This is a genomic window from Bradyrhizobium sp. WSM2793, assembly GCF_000379585.1.
GTDB lineage: Bacteria > Pseudomonadota > Alphaproteobacteria > Rhizobiales > Xanthobacteraceae > Bradyrhizobium.
Genome location: NZ_KB902768.1, coordinates 634670 through 652557, shown reverse-complemented (window position 1 = coordinate 652557; position 17888 = coordinate 634670). Strand labels below are relative to the sequence as shown.

The 17888-nt window shown below is 62.1% G+C and carries 17 protein-coding genes and 2 pseudogenes; 6 read left to right on the top strand and 13 right to left on the bottom strand.

What is annotated here, in order from left to right; genetic code table 11:
- Positions 1–38: 38 nt before the first annotated feature.
- Positions 39–338, top strand: coding sequence for a hypothetical protein (locus tag A3AS_RS0102865; protein WP_049814759.1), 300 nt, complete (start codon positions 39–41; stop codon positions 336–338).
- A gap of 7 nt (positions 339–345) precedes the next feature.
- Here A3AS_RS0102865 and A3AS_RS0102860 read toward each other — a convergent pair whose 3' ends face one another.
- Both A3AS_RS0102860 and A3AS_RS47000 read right to left on the bottom strand, forming a co-directional pair.
- The gene (locus tag A3AS_RS0102860) at positions 346–1635 is read right to left on the bottom strand and encodes a c-type cytochrome (RefSeq protein WP_026201603.1); all 1290 of its coding nucleotides are present in this window, start codon (positions 1633–1635) and stop codon (positions 346–348) included.
- Positions 1636–2158: 523 nt separating this feature from the next.
- Positions 2159–2479 (bottom strand): hypothetical protein, encoded by a 321-nt coding sequence (locus A3AS_RS47000; protein WP_157644194.1) that lies wholly within the window; start codon positions 2477–2479, stop codon positions 2159–2161.
- 126 nt (positions 2480–2605) lie between these two features.
- On the opposite strand from A3AS_RS47000, the gene A3AS_RS49935 reads away from it, so the two are divergent.
- Positions 2606–2800 (top strand): dihydroxy-acid dehydratase, encoded by a 195-nt coding sequence (locus A3AS_RS49935; protein ID WP_157644193.1) that lies wholly within the window; start codon positions 2606–2608, stop codon positions 2798–2800.
- 331 nt (positions 2801–3131) lie between these two features.
- Complete coding sequence (locus A3AS_RS0102845; protein ID WP_018316094.1) at positions 3132–4292, top strand: iron-containing alcohol dehydrogenase; 1161 nt, start codon at positions 3132–3134, stop codon at positions 4290–4292.
- 92 nt (positions 4293–4384) lie between these two features.
- Here A3AS_RS0102845 and A3AS_RS43190 read toward each other — a convergent pair whose 3' ends face one another.
- From A3AS_RS43190 to A3AS_RS0102810, 7 genes are all read right to left on the bottom strand, one after another.
- Positions 4385–4996, bottom strand: coding sequence for a TetR/AcrR family transcriptional regulator (locus A3AS_RS43190; protein WP_018316093.1), 612 nt, complete (start codon positions 4994–4996; stop codon positions 4385–4387).
- 118 nt (positions 4997–5114) lie between these two features.
- Positions 5115–6119 carry a nitronate monooxygenase family protein gene (locus tag A3AS_RS0102835; RefSeq protein ID WP_018316092.1) on the bottom strand — a complete coding sequence of 335 codons (1005 nt, stop codon included), beginning with the start codon at positions 6117–6119 and terminating at the stop codon, positions 5115–5117.
- A 23-nt stretch (positions 6120–6142) separates the two neighbouring features.
- The gene (locus A3AS_RS0102830) at positions 6143–7330 is read right to left on the bottom strand and encodes an acetyl-CoA C-acyltransferase (protein WP_018316091.1); all 1188 of its coding nucleotides are present in this window, start codon (positions 7328–7330) and stop codon (positions 6143–6145) included.
- A 14-nt stretch (positions 7331–7344) separates the two neighbouring features.
- On the bottom strand, positions 7345–8475 hold the full coding sequence (locus A3AS_RS0102825; protein ID WP_018316090.1) for an acyl-CoA dehydrogenase family protein: 1131 nt from the start codon (positions 8473–8475) through the stop codon (positions 7345–7347).
- Between the two features lie 24 nt (positions 8476–8499).
- Positions 8500–9681, bottom strand: coding sequence for an acyl-CoA dehydrogenase family protein (locus A3AS_RS0102820; protein WP_018316089.1), 1182 nt, complete (start codon positions 9679–9681; stop codon positions 8500–8502).
- Positions 9682–9694: 13 nt separating this feature from the next.
- Complete coding sequence (locus A3AS_RS0102815) at positions 9695–10432, bottom strand: SDR family oxidoreductase (RefSeq protein ID WP_018316088.1); 738 nt, start codon at positions 10430–10432, stop codon at positions 9695–9697.
- Positions 10433–10474: 42 nt separating this feature from the next.
- The gene (locus A3AS_RS0102810) at positions 10475–11104 is read right to left on the bottom strand and encodes a 2-hydroxychromene-2-carboxylate isomerase (protein ID WP_018316087.1); all 630 of its coding nucleotides are present in this window, start codon (positions 11102–11104) and stop codon (positions 10475–10477) included.
- 235 nt (positions 11105–11339) lie between these two features.
- Between A3AS_RS0102810 and A3AS_RS0102805 the strand changes: the two genes are divergently transcribed.
- On the top strand, positions 11340–11852 hold the full coding sequence (locus tag A3AS_RS0102805) for a helix-turn-helix domain-containing protein (RefSeq protein ID WP_018316086.1): 513 nt from the start codon (positions 11340–11342) through the stop codon (positions 11850–11852).
- A gap of 106 nt (positions 11853–11958) precedes the next feature.
- Here the strand turns inward: A3AS_RS0102805 and A3AS_RS0102800 are convergent, their stop codons facing one another.
- The 3 genes and pseudogenes from A3AS_RS0102800 to A3AS_RS44695 all read right to left on the bottom strand — a co-directional run.
- The gene (locus tag A3AS_RS0102800; RefSeq protein ID WP_026201601.1) at positions 11959–13761 is read right to left on the bottom strand and encodes an AMP-binding protein; all 1803 of its coding nucleotides are present in this window, start codon (positions 13759–13761) and stop codon (positions 11959–11961) included.
- A gap of 107 nt (positions 13762–13868) precedes the next feature.
- Positions 13869–15068 carry an ABC transporter substrate-binding protein gene (locus tag A3AS_RS0102795; RefSeq protein WP_026201600.1) on the bottom strand — a complete coding sequence of 400 codons (1200 nt, stop codon included), beginning with the start codon at positions 15066–15068 and terminating at the stop codon, positions 13869–13871.
- 460 nt (positions 15069–15528) lie between these two features.
- Positions 15529–15775 (bottom strand): annotated as a pseudogene (locus A3AS_RS44695) (aldehyde dehydrogenase family protein); the annotation flags it as partial.
- Between the two features lie 59 nt (positions 15776–15834).
- Between A3AS_RS44695 and A3AS_RS0102785 the strand changes: the two are divergent.
- Positions 15835–16659: an SDR family NAD(P)-dependent oxidoreductase gene (locus A3AS_RS0102785; RefSeq protein WP_018316082.1), complete on the top strand. Its 825-nt coding sequence runs from the start codon at positions 15835–15837 to the stop codon at positions 16657–16659.
- A 57-nt stretch (positions 16660–16716) separates the two neighbouring features.
- On the opposite strand, the gene A3AS_RS44690 is transcribed toward A3AS_RS0102785, so the two are convergent.
- Entirely contained in the window at positions 16717–17271 is a 555-nt protein-coding gene (locus tag A3AS_RS44690) for an efflux RND transporter permease subunit (RefSeq protein ID WP_084674783.1), read from the bottom strand.
- Here A3AS_RS44690 and A3AS_RS43185 point away from each other — a divergent pair.
- Positions 17225–17878, top strand: a pseudogene (locus A3AS_RS43185) (ABC transporter ATP-binding protein); the annotation flags it as partial. The gene A3AS_RS44690 and the pseudogene A3AS_RS43185 sit on opposite strands and share 47 nt — an antisense overlap.
- Positions 17879–17888 lie beyond the last annotated feature (10 nt).

Here is a 17888-nt window from a genome sequence, read left to right as displayed (position 1 = left end):
CATCTACGCAGGGGTAGGAAACCGGGGGAAGCATCACCATGTCTCGTTTGATCACAACTCTGTCGACGTGCTTGATCTCCATCGCTTTCGCCGGCGCAGCGGCCGAAGCTGCCGCTCCTCCACTGACCAAGGCACAAAAGGTTGCCGTGAAACAGGCGATCGCCGCCTGCAAAGCCGAGGCCAAGGGCAAGAAGATCGCATGGCTGTCGCGTCGCAAATACGTCAATCACTGCGTCGCGGAAGCGCTCAAGGAGCACCCCAGCATCGACGTCATTCAGATCCTCAAGCAACATCCGGAGATGAGGGATCTTCCGATGGACAATTGGGATTCGATCTGAGAGGCAGCTATCGCGATGTCACGCGGCCAAGGAAATCGGTGAGCGCGCGGCGATCCTCGGGCGAGCCGATGCGCTGCTCCGGCATCTTGGTACCGGGGGTGTAGGCGTTCGGTCCAACCTCGAACAGCTTTGCAACCGTCTCCGGCGTCCAGACGATGTCCATCGTCTTCAGGGCATCGGAGAAGCGGTAGCCCGGCAGCGATGCGATCTTACGGCCAAACAATCCGGCAAGGGTCGGGCCTGCGCGCTGGACCTCCTTGTCCGACAGCGTGTGACAGGCAACACACGCCCGGAATACGTCGGCGCCATGATCGCCGGCATAGGCAGCAAGCGGATCGGCCGGTGAGCCCATCAGACTCGAGCCGACGGGATCGCCAGTGCGTGCATTCCACCGCCTGATCTTGCCGTCCGCGCCCCCCGTCATCAGCGTCTCGCGATCCGGAAGGAAGGCAACCGACCACACCGGCAGCCCAGGCCCGACCAGCGTGCGTAGCAGGCTGCGCGACTTGCGATCGATGATCGCCACTGTGCCTCCGATGCTGGCCGCGGCAATCAGCTTGCCGTCGGCCGACATCGCCAAGGCCACCACTGGTGTTGGGCCGGCCGATACCTCGCCGTTGACCTTGCCGTCCATGGTCAGCATCCGCAGCATGCCGTCGACCCCGCCTGTGACGATTTCACCGTCCGGCGCCACGGCCACCACGTTGAGCGGAGCCGGCAACGTCACGACTTCAGGTTGGCCGTCCGACAACCGCCAGATGCGCAACGTAAGGTCATAGCCGGCGCTGACGAGCGACCTCCCGTCCGACGTGAAGGCGACGCCGTTGACGTTCTGCGAATGCCCTTCGAGCACGCGCGACACGCCGTCCGACAGCGACCAGAGCCGCACCGTCCGATCCCATGAAGCCGACGCGAGCAGCGCGCCGTCGGGAGAGACCGCGAGTGCGACGATTGGACCGACGTGTCCCTCGAACACCCGATCCGGCTGCCGCCTGCCCGCCATCCAGACCGCAATTCGTGCATCGGCACCCGCCGTGACCATGCGGCCGTCGCTCAGAAAGGCGACGGCATTGACTGCATCAGCATGATACCGCAGCACCTCCTCCGCTGTCTCCCCCTTTAGCGACCACCGAATGGCGGCTGAGTCGAAGCTGCCGGACAAGAGTCCGTTCCCATCGGGGGAAATAGCAAGAGCCCGCACGGGGCCGCCGTGTCCCGCCATGTCGGCGTGCACGGATGATACGGCAAAGATGGCCCACAAGGCTGCGGCGCCGCCCGCGCAGAAAGGTAGTTTCATTGACCCTCGCCGCGTCACGTTCACGCTCTCAGATTGCCAGAACAGCGGACGGAGGAGAATATCCGAACCGATCTACTTGGCTGGTGCCGTCGTGCTCTTGGACGATCCGTGAGGCGCGGCCTGCATTCCAGGCGGACTCTGACCTTGGGGACTCTCGGCGGGCGCGCCACCCGAACCTGTATTGATTGGGCCCGTCCAGCCTTGCGGCTGTGGTTGACCCTTCTCCTCGGGAGGGCTTGGTGGCGCAGATGAGTTGGTTTGCGCGGGTTGGGCGGAGGCGCTCTGGAAGAAGCAGAGTGCTGCGAAGCACAAGATCGTTGTTGGCAATTTCACGTCGGATCCTCCGGTGCGTGTACTCAACCGGGCAACACGGCCTTCCGTTCCGGAGCGTGCATTGCAATAACCCGACTTCGCCCTCCTCCGCTTGAACGCCGGTGGTCCGAAGACTAGTCTCTTGCTGGTCACGTCAAGGACGACTGACATGCAGGGGCCAACGCGGCCATTTCTGCGGATGATGGCGCGGCTACGCGCTCTGCGCGCGCTTGATGGGCCGCAAGATCCCATTTCCCGGGAAGCCTCGCCCTTCCTGATCCTCGTTGCCATCGTGCTTGCGCTTCTTCTTGCGATATTGGAAGTCGACCTGAATAGCGCGGCGCTTCGGTCCGTAGGCTTGTTGGGCGATGGATTTTCCATCGATCCCATCTTCAAGAGCCCATAAGATCGCCTGTGCCTTGGTGCGATCAACGAGTTTGCTCGCGGCAAGCCGTGTCGTATAAACACCTTGACGTTTCGATCGAAGGAGGCTGCGGATGAAGGCTTTTCTTCTTGGCTGCGTCGCGGCCATCGTGATCGCGATTGCGGGAGTGGTGGTCTTGAATCGGGTCCAGGAGCCCGTCGCCCAAGCGTTTGCTACGACCGGGGTGCGTCTCTGAGACACTCAAATCTCGCAGAGCGTTAGGCCCGTCGGCCGGTGCCATTCTCCACGCTTCTGCGTGCGAAAGACCCCACGATCGTCTCGGCTTTCGAGACCGTCGGGGCATCCTGTATCGGCAAGATGACACGCGAGGAGTTCGAGAGCATCGAGCAACATTCGTGCGCAGGCCTTGGCGGTTGCGGTGCAAGATATACTGCAAACGCCGAAGACCATCGCAGCGTTCGGCGTTAGCTTTTCCCGACCAGCCCTACCCGTTTTGGCCTTTCGGTGCACACGAAAACTGGAGTGCACATGCCTAGTGCCCTTCACTCAATTGGCATCAGGAAACTGGCGCGTCCGAGTCAGCTGCAAGAGACATGATGTGGCTGAGACTTTTCGACGGGGCAAGGGCGGCGACGGATGATGGCGCGCGAAGCCGGCAAGTCCTCGCCAGTGCTTCGCGTGGAACCTGGCGAAGGCCGTCTAACAGAGGTGGTGCGATATTTTTGAACCACTATTGCATGATACTCATAATATAAAAGACTATGTCGGCTTCGACCGCAGTTCCGATGGGAGGATAAAAATGCGCAGCACTGGAGCACACAATTTTCCGGCAATTGATCGCGTGATCTATGGCAGACCGGCGGCTGAGGCCATCAACGAAGAAGCGGAACGACTAAAGGCAACGCGCGTCTTCCTTATCGTCAGCCGCACCTTGAACACCAAGACCGACGAGATTGAGAAAATCCGGCATACGCTCGGCGACAAGCATGCCGCGACCTTCGACGGAATCGCACAGCACACCACGCGCAAGCAAGCCGCCGAAGTTGCCCTCCACGCCAAGGAAGCCCACGCTGATCTCGTCGTGGCCGTCGGCGGCGGTTCTGCCGTTGACCTCGCCAAGATCGTCATCATGGCGATGGAGCACGATATCCGCGATGAAGCGGGCTTCGATCCGTTCCCCATGGGACCGGGCGTGAGCCATTCCCCGTTCCGCGCGCCTGCAGTCCGGCAGATCGCCGTGCCATCAACGCTGAATGGCGGCGAATACAATGCCGCAGCGCTTGTCACCGATGAGCGCAACAAGCTGAAGCAAATATTCTTTCACCCCCACATGATGCCGGTGGCAGTCATCCTCGACCCTGCCCTCACACTTCACACGCCTTCGAATCTCTGGATGGGATCGGGCACTCGCTCCATGGATCACGGCATCGAAGCATTGTGCTCGCCAGCTGGCACTCCCCTTGCTGACGAAGTGGTTCTGGCGGGTATCCGCGAGCTGCGCGAGGGAATGCTCCGGACCCTGCAGCAACCCGACGATTTCGAGGCGCGCCGCTTGTGTCAATACGGCTCATGGCTTGCGTCCTTTGGACTGCAGGCACGCGTTCCCATGGGCGCAAGTCACGGCATCGGCCACGTGCTTGGCGGGACCTTCGGGGTACCTCACTACTATTGCACGCCCGTCATCATGCCGAGCCTTCTTCGCTATAACAAGCCGTTCACCGATGACGCGCAGAAGCGTTTGGCGGCAGCTTTGGGTGCTCCCGGTGGGGACGCGGCAGACGCCTTTGCGGAGTTCGTCAGGCAACTTGGACTACCGGGCCGCCTCGCCGAGGTCGGCATCGGCGAAGACAAGTTCGGCAAGATCAGCGAAATCGCGATCAACCATCGCTTCGTCAAAGCCAATCCGCGCCCCTTCAACGATCAAGCCGAAATCGTCGATCTGCTGCGAATGGCTGCGTAGCCGCCACGGCTGCGGCCGATGGTGGAGGCACGGTCGTTTGCCTCCGCCATCGGCCTGCACCGCCCTGAAGCCAACATCGGTTAAGACAGGTCTCAATTGTCGGCCGAATGCGCTCTCTCGCAGTCGCACGCAACGGAATTGCCCAAAGCCTGCCGTCCGGCCTCCAGCAGGAGGTCGGACAAACGCTTGTCGTCGACCGCACGCGCCAGCACGACCGAACCGACCATGGTCGCAATTGCGCCGGCGGCCGTCTGTCTCACATCCGATGACGGCCTCCCCGAGGTCAACCGCGCGATGATATCGATCATCTTGCCGAGCCCCCTTTCAAGGGTGCGCCGCGCCTCCGGACCCGACCGCCCGATATCGGCCGCCAAGGCCGGCAGCGCGCAGCCCCGCCCCGGATCGTCACGGTGGCGGGGGCTCAGGTAAGACTCGACAAGTGCGTCGAATCCCTTCCCGGCGGGCAGCCCCTGCGTAAGACTGAGCCAATGCACGATCGTGCGATCCATGGCCAGGGCGAGCCCTTCGACGACCAACGCATCGCGCGATTTGAAATAGGCGTAGAAGCTGCCATGCGTCAAATTGGCGAGCTTCATCAGGTTGGCCACACTCAAGCCATCGGCGCCGGCCTGGCGCAGACCGCGGGAAGCACTTTCAACGATGCGTCTGCGGGTGTGCTGCCCATGGTCCTTTGCGTAACGCATCGCCTGCTCCGGGATGGCCCAAGATATTCGCTGATGACGGTCCCATCACGGCCGGAGCTTCCAGCCCGCGCAGAGACGACGAAATGTCGTCTGCAGCGCGGATCGCCAAGCCGTGGTTTCACGCGACCTTGAGCGTGGCCCCGCTGTCGGCGTCAAGGAATCCCGTCAGCCTGCCCCTGATCAATCGCTCGGCGTCCGCCATGATGCGGTCGATCAGCTCCTTCACGGTCGGAATATCGCGAATGAGTCCGACGACCATACCGCAGCTCCAGGCGCCCGCGTCCATGTCGCCGTCGATCATCACCCTGGGATAGACGCCTGCCACCTGATCATGGATGTCGTCGATCTTGAGGCTCTTGCCCTTCTCGCGCTCGATTTCGAGCAGATTCTCGACGCCCCTGTTGTTCAGGACTCGCTCCGTGTTGCGGAGCGCGCGCATGACGAGCCTGGTGTCGAGCTCGGACGCTGCGACCAGCGCCTTCTTGACGTTCTCGTGCACCGGCGCTTCCTTGGTGGCGATGAACCGCGTACCCATGTTCATTCCCGCGGCTCCCATCGCCAACGCCGCAACCAGGCTGCGCGCGTCGGCCATGCCGCCGGAGGCCACGAACGGGATCTTCAATTCTTCGGCCGCACGTGGCAGCAGGATCATGTTCGGCATGTCATCTTCGCCCGGATGACCGCCGCACTCGAAGCCGTCGACGCTGACGGCATCGCAGCCGATCTGTTCGGCCTTCAGCGAATGCCGGACGGAGGTGCATTTGTGGATCACCTTGATGCCGCCCGCCTTCAGGGCCGGCATGTACTGTTCAGGGCTGCGCCCGGCGGTCTCGACGATCCTGACGCCGCCCTCCCTGATGGCAGCGATGTACTCCGGATAAGGCGGCGCGCTGAAGGTCGGCAGGAACGTCAGGTTCACGCCGAACGGCTTGTCCGTCATGTCCCGGCAGCGCGCGATCTCCTTGGCAAGCAGCTCCGGCGTCCGCTGGGTGAGGCCCGTGATCAAGCCGAGCCCGCCGGCGCTGGATACCGCGGCCGCCATTTCGGCGAAGCCGACATAGTGCATTCCGCCCTGGATAATCGGATGTTCGATACCGAACAGTTCAGTGATCGCTGTCTTCACGAATGATCTCCCCGCGTTTCCGCTCAGTGGATGATTTCAAACAAGCCCGCGGCGCCCATGCCGCCACCGATGCACATGGTCACCACGCCGTATTTCGCCTTGCGCCGCCGTCCCTCGATCAGGAGGTGGCCGGTGAGCCGCGAGCCGGTCATGCCGTAGGGGTGGCCGATCGCGATCGAGCCGCCATTGACGTTGAGCTTGTCCGGATCGATGCCGAGCTTGTCGCGGCAATAGATTACCTGCACCGCATACGCCTCGTTGAGCTCCCAGAGATCGATGTCGTCGATCCTCAAACCATGGCGCTTGAGCAGGCGCGGGATCGCAGCGACCGGGCCGACACCCATCTCGTCCGGCTCGACGCCGGCGGCAACGAAGCCGCGGAAGATGCCGAGCGGCTTCAGCCCCTTGCTGGCTGCAAACTTGCCGCTCGTGATCACACAGGCCGAAGCACCGTCCGAGAGCTGGCTGGCATTGCCCGCGCTGATGGTCTTGCCCTCGAACACCGGCTTGATCTTGGCAAGGCCCTCGGCCGTGGTTTCCGGACGCGGACCCTCGTCCTTCGTGAGCGTCACCTGTTCGTAGGTGACCTCCTTGGTTTCCTTGTTGACGAGCGCCATCCTGGTCGTGAACGGCACGATTTCGTCGCTGAAGCGGCCGGCCTGCAATGCGGCACCGACACGGCGCTGGCATTCGAGACTGTACTCGTCCTGCTTGTCGCGGCCGATCCTGTACCGCTCGGCGACGACCTCCGCCGTATCGAGCATCGACATGTACATTTCTGGCTTCATCGCCATCAGCTCGTCGTCGACGGCGTGAAACTTGTTCATGTGCTCGTTCTGCACGAGGCTGATCGACTCGATCCCGCCGCCGATGGCGACTTCGACCCCATCAAGCATCACCGAGCGCGCGGCAACGGCGATGGCCTGCAGGCCGGACGCGCATTGCCGGTCGATCGTGGTGCCGGCCACCGTCACGGGCAGGCCAGCGCGGATCGCGCCCTTGCGCGCCACATTCATCACCATGGTGCCTTGCTGCATCGCGCAGCCCATCACCACGTCTTCGACCTCGCCCGGCGCGATGCCGGCGCGCTTCACGGCTTCGGCCATCACATGCCCGGCCATGGTCGGGCCGTCCGTGTTGTTGAGCGCGCCACGATAGGCCTTGCCGACGGCCGTCCGGGCGGTGGAAACGATGACTGCTTCAGTCGTCATGCTGGCCTCTTCTTTTACGCGGCCGCATCCAGCTGCGCGTAGCGCAGGACGTGGAATGCGGGATCGCCGAACTGGATGTTGATGGAGGAGATTCGCTTGAAATAGTGTCCGACGTTCAGCTCGTCGGTCATTCCCATGCCGCCGTGAAGCTGCACCGCCTGGTCGGCTACGAACTTTCCGGCATAGCCAATCTTCGACTTGGCCCCGGAGGCGAGCCGCGACAGGCCTGAATCACGGGCGTTGAGGCTGAGATTGAGATGCTGCATCAGGGAGAGCGCCTCCTGATGGGCAATGAACATGTCGACCATGCGATGCTGCAACGCCTGGAAGGAGCCGATGGTGGTGCCGAACTGCTTGCGGGTCTTCGAATAGTCCAGCGTTGCGGCATTCAGCTCGCCGATCGCGCCGACGACCTCGGCGCAGAGCGCGCCGATCGCGCGGTCACGACAGGTTTCCAGCGCGGCAACGCCCTCGCCTTCTGCTCCCAGCAATTGCCCGCGGACCTCGCGCAAACTGATGTCGGCGGCACGGCGTCCGTCGATCGTCTTGAAGCTCTGGAGATTGACGCCCGCGGCATGGCGGTCGACCGCGAACAGGCTGACGCCGCCGCGGTCGCGATTATCGCCGGCGGTCCGCGCCGAGACGATCAGATGATCCGCCCACGGCGCTGCCATCACCATGGTCTTCTCGCCGCTCAGAACGTAGTCGCCTCCCTCACGCCGCGCCTTGGTCGCGACACTGGCGAAATCAAACCGGGAGGCTCTCTCGGTCCAGGCCAGCGACCAGATCCTGGAGCCGTCGATGATGCCTGGAATGAAACCCTGCTTCTGCTCGGACGTACCAAGCTGCTCGATCAGGCCACCGGCAAGCACCACCGTTTCGACGAAAGGCTCGACGACGAGGTGACGGCCGAACTCCTGCATGACGATCATGGTCGACAACGGACCGCCGCCGAGGCCGCCGGCGTCCTCGGAAAAAGGCGCAGCGAGCAGGCCGAGCTCGGCGAAGACCTTCCACCGCGTCCGGCTGAACCCCTCCTCGCTCGCCACGATCTTGCGCCGCGCCTCGAAATCATACTGGTCGCGCAGAAGGCGCTGAACGCTGGATCGCAGCAATTCCTGCTCTTCCGTGAACTGAATATCCATCCGATCCTCCCGATCCGCCGTTGCTTAGAGCCCGAGCACGGCTTTGGCGATGATGTTTCGCTGGATCTCGTTGGACCCGCCGTAGATGCTGAGCTTGCGCGCGTTCAGATATTTCTCGGACGCGGTGTGGCCGTAGTCCGGGCCCGGCACGAAGCGGTTGGAGCTGATCGGATGCTCGCGGATCGCAAGACCATAATTGCCGATCGCGCGGTGCGTGAGCTCGGTGATGTCCTGGAAGATCTCGGTGCCGCGGATCTTGAACAGCGACGCCGCCGGACCGGGATCGATGCCACGCGCCATCTGGGCGACGACGCGCAGTTCGGTCGCCTCCAGCGCCAGCACGTCCAGCTCGACGCGGGCGATGTCGCGTAGAAATTCCAGATGCGCCGGATCGTCGGCCGGTATCTCGGCCTTCACGATCTGCTTCAGCTTCCGGAGATAGCGGGTGGACCGGCCGATGCCCGCCATGCTGGTGCGCTCGTTGCCGAGCAGGAATTTGGCGTACGTCCAGCCCTTGTTCTCCTCGCCGACCAGGTTCTCGACGGGCACCCGAACGTTTTCGAGAAAGACGTCATTGACCTCGTGACTGCCGTCGATCGTGATGATCGGCCGCACGGTGACGCCGGGCGACTTCATGTCGATCAGCAGGAAGGAGATTCCGGATTGCGGCTTCACATTCGGATCGGTTCGCACCAGGCAGAAGATCCAGTCGGCGTGCTGTGCCAGCGTGGTCCAGGTCTTGTGCCCGTTGACGACGTAGTGGTCCCCCTCGCGCACCGCCTTGGTTCTGACGGTTGCGAGATCGGAGCCGGAGCCTGGCTCGGAATAGCCCTGGCACCACCAATCCTCGCCGGACAGAATTCGCGGCAGAAACTTCTTCTTCTGCGCCTCGTTGCCGAACGTGTAGATCACCGGCGCGACCATGGTCACGCTAAAGGCAAGCGGCGGCAGCGTTCCCGCCCGGGAGGTTTCCTGCTCAAAGATGAACCGCTGTGTGACCGTCCAGCCCGGCCCGCCATACTCCTTGGGCCACAGCGGCGCGATCCAGCCCTTCTTGTGGAGGATCCGGTGCCAGAGCAGTGACTGCTCCTTGGTCAGGTCGGTCTCCGGATTGGGAACGCGCATCTCCGCCGGATAATTGTCCGCGATGAAGGCGCGCACTTCATCGCGGAAAGCCGCGTCCTCGGCAGACAGCGCAAGCTCCATCGTAAGGGCCTCCTTACCACTTCTCGCCGAAGGGGCGGATTTCCAGCTCGAACGTCCACGCGCTCTTCGGCTGCTGATAAAGCTGCCAATAGGACGCAGCGACGGACGACGGCGGCATCAAGAGATCGGGATCGTCGAGCGCATTCGGACCGAGCGCCTCGAGCCGGCGCTGCCGCACCCATTCCGTATCGACGCCGGAATCGATGATGAGATGCGCGACGTGAATGTTCTTGGGGCCGAGCTCGCGCGCCATCGCCTGAGCCACCGCCCGCAGGCCGAACTTCGCGCTGGCAAAGGCGGCATAGCCGCTGCCGCCGCGGAGAGACGCTGTCGCGCCGGTGAAGAAGATGTTGCCGCCGCCGCGAGGCAGCATGAGCCGCGCGGCTTCGCGGCCGGCGAGAAAGCCGGAATAGCAGGCCATCTCCCACACTTTGCGGAAGACCCGCTCGGTCGTATCGAGGATCGGAAAGTTGACGTTGGCGCCGATGTTGAAGATGCAGACCTCGAGCGGCGCGTGCTGGTCGGCATCAGCGAGGAAGGAGATAACCTCCTCCTCCTTGCGGGCATCCAGCGAGCGCGCGTGGATTTCGCCTCCGGTGGCCTCGATCTCCTTGACGAGCGGCTCGAGCTTGGCGCCGTTCCGGCGCCCGGCAAACACCGTGAAGCCCTCAGAGGCGAACTTCTTGGCGATCTCGCCGCCGATATAGTCGCCGGCACCGATCACTGCGACAGTTGCGTTTCTCTTTTGCACGGATCGTCTCCCGGTTGAATTGAACTTCGTTAACTCGTAGCTCTACGCCGTCCTGGCGACCGGCCTGGTTTGCTCGAGGATGGACTCCTCGACGTCTCGAAGCTGGTCCTTGCCGAAGAACATCTCCTTGCCGACGAAGAAGGTTGGCGACCCGAACGCGCCTCGGCTGACGGCGTCGTTGGTCAGATCAATCAACCTCTTCTTGACGTCGTCCTGTTGGGCGCGAGCGATCAATCTGTCGATATCGAGCCCCGAAGCGATGAACGCATTCCGGAAGATTTCGAGGTCATCCATCTTCTTCGGCTCCTCCCACATATGGTGATAGGCCGCGCGAAAATAGGACTCGAACACGCCCTCGAACTGGGCCGCCACGGCGCCCCGCATCAGCATCAGCGTGTTGACGGGAAAGAAGGGATTCTGGCGGAATTTCGTGACGTTGTGGCGGCGGATAAACCGCTGGGTCTCGAGCGCCTGATATTCCGGCTTGTTCTTGATCCCACGAAGCGAGTCGAACGGCGACATATTGCCCGTCGCCTTGTAGAGGCCGCCAAGCAAGACCGGAACATACTCGAATTTCGCGCCGGTGCGCTGCTCGATGCCCGCAATCGCCACCTCCGCCAGATAAGCGTTCGGGCTGCCGAAATCGAACTGGAATTCAATCTTCAAGGTCATCTCGGCTCCTCCCCCGAAACATGTGCTTGCACTGGCGATCGGTCGCCGGCCTGACTTTCCTCAAACATACAGTTCTAAAATAGAACTGTCAAACGATCCCGCAATCTGCTGATTTGGTCTTGGCTGGAAGGGTATTGTTTGGAATTTAGTACCTATCTAGAATGGCAAATCCCGCGCCGGCCTCCGCAACGATTCGAGACGAGGTCCGTGCCGCGGCGGCGACTGGAGTGCATGGATGAAGTGGAAGGAACTCGAGGAAGAGCCGTGCTCGATGGCCCGAACTATCGGCGTGATCGGCGATCGCTGGACTCTTCTGATCCTGCGCGAGTGCTTTCTGCGCACACGCCGCTTCGAGGGATTTCAGTCGGCACTCGGAATCACCCGGCATTTGCTTGCCGAACGTCTGAAGAAGTTGGTTCGGCAAGGCATCCTGCGCCGCATTCCCTACCAGGAATCCCCCAAGCGGCACGAATATATCCTGACCCAGAAGGGGCTCGATCTGTATCCGATCATGATGGCAATCGTGCATTGGGGCGATACTCACATGGTCGACGAGCGCGGCCGCCCCCTGCTGCACCAGCATCGCAAGTGCGGAAAAGATTTTGATCCGGTCATGGTGTGCTCCGAGTGCGGCGAGCCGCTGTCGGCCAAGGAGGTTCATACTCATCCCGGGCCGGGTGCTCGCAGCGCCCCGGCGGCAGTGGCGCCGACGACCTCGAAAACAAAGGCGCGCTCGCGGGCCGCCTGAGGCCTGCACCGAAGCCGTTCCGCGGCAAACAATCCCGCAGAAGGTACCGGCAGACGCGATCTGGCGGCCAGGAGTCCGTAACGGCCGCACAGCGACAAGCTCGCTCTTAGACCCGGATCACGTCGGCGCCAGCCTCAAGTGTGTAGAGACGCTCAACCTGCTCGGATCGAACTTTCAGCACAGCGCGTTGGTTGACATAGGCCTTGTCGGTGATCTCTCCTGCCGCCATTGATGGCGGATCTTTCAGCAGAACGAAGGAGCAGATCCGTTCGCTGCTTCCGACAGTCTCGTTGTAGTCCCGAAAGCGATCCTGCAGGAATCCGACCACGGCGGGATCCGAGGTCAAATCCGCACCCGGAGTTTTCGAGATTCGCGCGGCCTCCGTGGGGTTCAACCAGCAGAGCAGCGCGCACGCCTCACGATTTTCGCCCGCGACCACCATGTCGAGCAAGACACCGCGCGTTGCGGCCAGGATTGCCGCGCGCATATTGCCGATCGAGACCCAGGTCCCATTCGCAAGCTTGAAGTTCTCGGAAATTCGACCGGTAAAGCGTAGCCCGAGCTCAGGCTTCTGCGGATCCAGAAACGAGACAGTATCGCCGATGCGATAGAAGCCTTCCTCGTCGAAGGCCATTTCCGTCAAATCCGGCCGCCCGAGATAACCCGGCGTGACGTTGGGTCCCTTGACCCTGACCTCGTAAGTATCCGAGACCGGAATGAGCTTGAGCCGCAGTCCCGGCGCGGGAAGACCGATCTCGCCGGGTCGATCTGTCGCCCAATGGGTCGTACTGATGGTCGGGGCGGTTTCGGTCGTACCGTAACCCGACATGACCGGAATTCGCCGGCCGGTCACCGAGAGTGTCAAGCGATAGAGCTTCTCCAGCGTGTCCTTTGAAATTGCAGCGCCGGCATAACTCATTCGGTCCATCCGCTTGAATACACTGGCGCCCAGATTGGGATCCTTCTCGACCGCGTCACACAGGAGGTTATAGCCGGCAGGCACGTTGAACATGGCGGTCGGCGACACTTCCTTGAGATTGGCGACCGTCTTGTGAAAGAGCTGCGGCAGCGGACGGCCGTCGTCGATATAGAGCGTACCGCCGTTCTTGAGGATGCCGTGAAGAATGACGTTGCTGCCCATCGTGTGGTGCCAAGGCAGCCACTCCAACTGGACTGGCGCAGCCGGAGGAGACACGAGCTGGCTGCCCATTTGCAGGGAGCTTGCCATCATGCGATGGGTGTTGAGCACGCCTTTCGGAAAGCCTGTCGAACCCGACGTGAAGAGTATCTTGGCGACAGCGTCGCACGAGACCGCATGAGATGCCCCGGCAAATCCGTCGCACGCGGTTTTGGCTGTCAGGGTCTGGAAGGGTACCGTGTCCGGCGCGCTATCGACACTGATCCAGGTCGCCGCCGCCAATTCCGGAATGGTGCGGCCTGCGGAAAACTCGCGTCCGCTTTGGACGAACACGAAGCTCGGGCGCAGCACTTCGGCGATGTCCTTGAGACGAGCAAGTCCACCGGGCATCAGCGTGTAGTTTGGCGATATCGACGCCAGGATGACGCCGATTGACATCGCCGCAAACGAAACCACGGCGTTCTCGATCGAGTTTCCGGAGAGGATGGCCAGCTTGTCCGCTGGCTTTGCGCCCAGATCGAGCAAACTTTGGCCCACCGCCTGGACCTGAGACCATGCCTCGCCGTAGGTGATCTCGTCCCACCCGCCTTTCGCATTGCGCTGCGCGAGGAATATCCGGTCCGGCGTGGCGCTCGCCCAACTCGGCAAGAAGTCCGTGATACGCCAGTCACACGGCTTCCACTCGAGGGGCGAACTCAATATGAGCGCGCCATCTGGTCGGCGCTCGATTGAAACCTCGCGCGGCGCAAACGTCAGTGCCTTCGTCGACATCGAATTGATCTCCTGAAGTACCGGGATGGCGATCGCACCCGTTGCGCTCAAGTCGCGCAGGACGCCGGCGCCGGCTCAATGCCGCTCGCCTCTCGCCTGTTACCTGCTCATTCGGACCTGGCGTCCAGCACCTCTCCGAAGGCTTCCCAAGTCGATCCGGTCCATCGCTGCAGGCGCATCTGCGTCCAGATCATGTTCTCGGTTTCGCTGGTGTTGATCTTGATGCCCGGCAGTGCGGTCGGTACGACGAAGTCCCGGAGGTTCTTGGCCTGCGCCAGGATATTCTTGCGGGACAGGTCGTCCCCACATTGCTTCAGGATTTGCTCGAGCAGGATGCCTTGCTGGTAACCGGTGAGATAGCTGCCGTTGGTGATATCGACGCCAGGCAGATATTTGTCGATAAACGCCCGATAGGCCTGCATGCCGGGATCATCTTTCCACTTCGGATCCACGACATCCTTGTTGATGGTGCCGACGATCACGCCAGTCGACTTGTCGAGGCCGGCCGGCGTGAGCGTGCCCCCAACCGAACCGGACGGAAAGTTGATGATCACGGTCGCCTTCCAGCCGATCAAAGAGGCCTGCCGGATCGCCTGCGCAGCGAATTTCGGCGTGCCCGCGATCATCAGGGCATCCGCACCGGAGCTCTTCAGGTTGGTGATCTGCGAATCGACGGTCGGTTCAGTGACCTCGTAGGACGCGGTGACGACCCTGCGATCATAGTCCTTACCGAGAAACGCCTTGAAGGCGTTGACGTAGTCTTTTCCGAGGTCGTCATTCTGGTAGAGGATCGCATATTTGGCGTTCGGCAGGGCCTTCGTGAGGTATTTTGCGTAGATCTTTCCCTCGGTATCGTAGCTGACGAGGCCTGTCGTGATCAGTGGGTAACTGGCGACGTCGGTGAACTTGGACGATCCGCTGACGATCGCGATGCTGGGCACCCCTTTCGACTTCAGGTATTTTGACGTTGCCGAAATGGCGGGAGTGCCGAGCTGGCCGAACATGAATGCAACTTCATCGCTCTCAACGAGCTTGCGGACCTGCTCCACCGCCTTGGGCGGGCTATAGGCATCGTCATAGGCGACGTAATTGATCCTGCGGCCGCTGATGCCGCCGCGATCATTCAGGGACTGTATGTAGGCGATCAGCCCCTTGCCCACGAGACCGATCGATGAAGCCGGCCCGCTGAACGGAAACACCCCGCCAATCTTGATTTCAGTCGCCGTAACCCCGGGCTCGTCGGCCGCGAATGCCGGGCTGCCCAACAGCACGAGCAGAACGGTAAGACTCTTCCATCTCGGCAACATCGGCATCCTCCCTGAGGCGCACTCTTCCGGTGCGCCGTTCGATTCTTATGTGTCTCTACGACTCGCGAGGCGTCATGCCGTGCGAAATCGAGCGCGCTCGCCAAGCGTCGATGGCCAAGCGCGTCAACCGTTGCGGCTCTTGGATCGGCCGCCTCATTGCCCAAACTTACAGTTCTTTTTTAGAACTCGTCAAGCGCTAGATGTATCTCCCCTGACAAAGGACGAGGCGCTTGGGATTTTGTGAGGAGTTATACGTTTGGTGCGATAAATTTTAGGCCACTGGCTGGTATCGATGCCCAGTTACGGGGGGATGCCCGCTCAGCCCGGATATCGCGCGTTACAATATCTGGTTACTTCATTCTATTATTGAACTTATAAGCAAAGAAAAACCCGTGATTTGACCTACCGCCGAGCGATGAGCCTCGCACAGGCGGTAACACGGAGTCTGGGACCATCGCACCTACAGACCGGTCTGGCTGATAAACTTGGTGTTGAGGTAGGCTTTCCATGGCCTCGGTGCCCCCTTCCGAGCCGTAGCCGGAATCCTTGATGCCACCGAACGGCACTTCGGGCAAAGCCAGACCGAAGCTGTTGATGGACATCATGCCAGCTTCGATCGCCGAGCCGATCGCGGTTGCAGTCTTGGTCGAGCTGGTAAAAGCGTAGGAGGCAAGACCGACCGGCAGGCGATTAGCTTCCTCGAGTGCAGGCGCTGGCGATCGGCCTCGACCTCGCGGCCGACTGACAATTCATAACGGAGAAGATCATGGCATCGCATGGCACTACGAAAATTCTGGTTGGCAAGGTTGCGCTGGTGACGGGCGCTGGACGCGGGCTCGGCCGCGCATTTGCGGAGAAGCTTGCCGCGCTCGGCGCTGACGTCGCCATCCACGGCATGCGCGAGAACGGGCCGGCGGAATATGGCGAGGGCACCACGCTGACCGCGGTGGCCGCGGAGATCGGCAAGGACTATGGCGTCCGCAGCCAACGCGTGCTCGGAGATCTCACGGAGGGAGAGGACATCGCACGCGTGATTGCCGAGACGGAAGGCGCGCTCGGCCCGATCGACATTCTCGTCCACAATGCCGGCGGCGATATCGCGGCTGCCGGCGGCAAGCCCGATCCGAACGACGCCGTGCACATCAGGGAAGCCGACGTGCGCGCGGTGCTGGAACGCAATTTGCTCTCGACCATCCTGACCTGCCAGGCGGTCGCGAAGGGCATGATGGAGCGGCGGCGCGGCCGCATCGTCACGCTCGGCTCGGTCGCCGCATTCAAGGGGCGCACCAACGGCTCGATCTATGCAGTGGCGAAGGCCGGCGTGACGCATTACACGCGTTGTCTCGCCGACCAGCTCCGCGCTTACGACATCGCGGTCAACTGCATCGCGCCAGGCGACACCCGCACCGGCCGATTTCTCGGCACCCGCGCAGTCGATCCGAGCCGGATGGTCGAGGCCGGCACGCTCGACCGCATCGCCACCGTCGACGAGGTCGCGCGAGTCGTCGAATTCTTCGCCGGACCCATGGGCGCCTTCGTCTCGGGTCAGGTGCTGCGCATCGACGGTGGCGGACAGGCATGGCCGGCGTGAGCTCCGGTGTGCATGCTCCAGGCCGACCAGACGCCTGGCTTCAAATGGATCACCGGTTCACGTAAAGCTTCTGCGAAGGCTTCTCCCGACCCAGCGCTCGAGGTCGTCCATCACCGTGTAAAAGGCGGGCACGTACACCAAACTGAGAATTGTCGAGCTGAACAGTCCACCGATCACGGCGATCGCCATCGGCGCCCGCCTCTCGGCATCCACTCCCATGCCCAGGGCTATGGGCAACATGCCGGCGCTCATAGCTATGGTGGTCATCACGATCGGCCGAGCTCGTTTCCGAGCGGCGTCCAACAGAGCCTGCGTGCGATCAAGGCCACCATCGCGCCGGGCCACAATCACGTACTCGACGAGAAGAATCGAGTTCTTCGCTGCGATTCCCATGAGCATGAGCATTCCGATCATGACCGGCAAGGACATCGACATCCGCGTCATCAGCAACGATCCCAGAGCGCCTCCGATCGACAGTGGCAGCGCGGTGAGAATGGTCACCGGCTGAACGAAGCCATTGAAGAGCAAAGCGAGAACGACGAAGAGCAGAACGATGGCCGATCCAACCGCGAGCGGTGAGCGTGTGAGTGGTCCCAGCGCCGAGCGCGGCATGATGTTCCAGCAATATTCGCTGTTTCCCTGGAAGACGGTGCGGGAGAACGTCGAGTTCGGGCTGAAGATGCGCGGCATGCCGCGCTCGCAGCGCGAGCGCGCCGCCCGGACGCTGCTCGGGCTGGCGGGCCTGGAGGCCTTCGAGAAGCACTACCCGGAAAAGCTCTCCGGCGGCATGAAGCAGCGCGTCGGCATCGTCCGCGCGCTCGCGACGGGGCCGAAAGTGCTGCTGCTGGACGAGCCCTTCGGTGCGCTCGACGCCCAGACCCGCGTCATCATGCAGCAGATCCTCACCAATATGTGGCAGCGGCTGAAGATCTCGGTGCTGTTCGTCACCCACGACATCGACGAGGCGATCTTCCTGTCCGACCGCGTCTACTGCATGACCGCGCGCCCCGGCTCGATCAAGACGGAGATCCCAATTCCGCTGGAACGGCCGCGGCACCAATCGATGATGATGTCCTCGGAATTTTTGGCGCTGCGCCGCGGGCTGATGTCCCTGATCCGCGAGGAGAGCCTGAAGGCGATGGGCGGCGAGATCAACGACCTCGGCATGCGGGGATTGAACATCGAGCTGCACGGCCAGTCTTTGGCCGAGGTACTTTAGGCGAAGAACA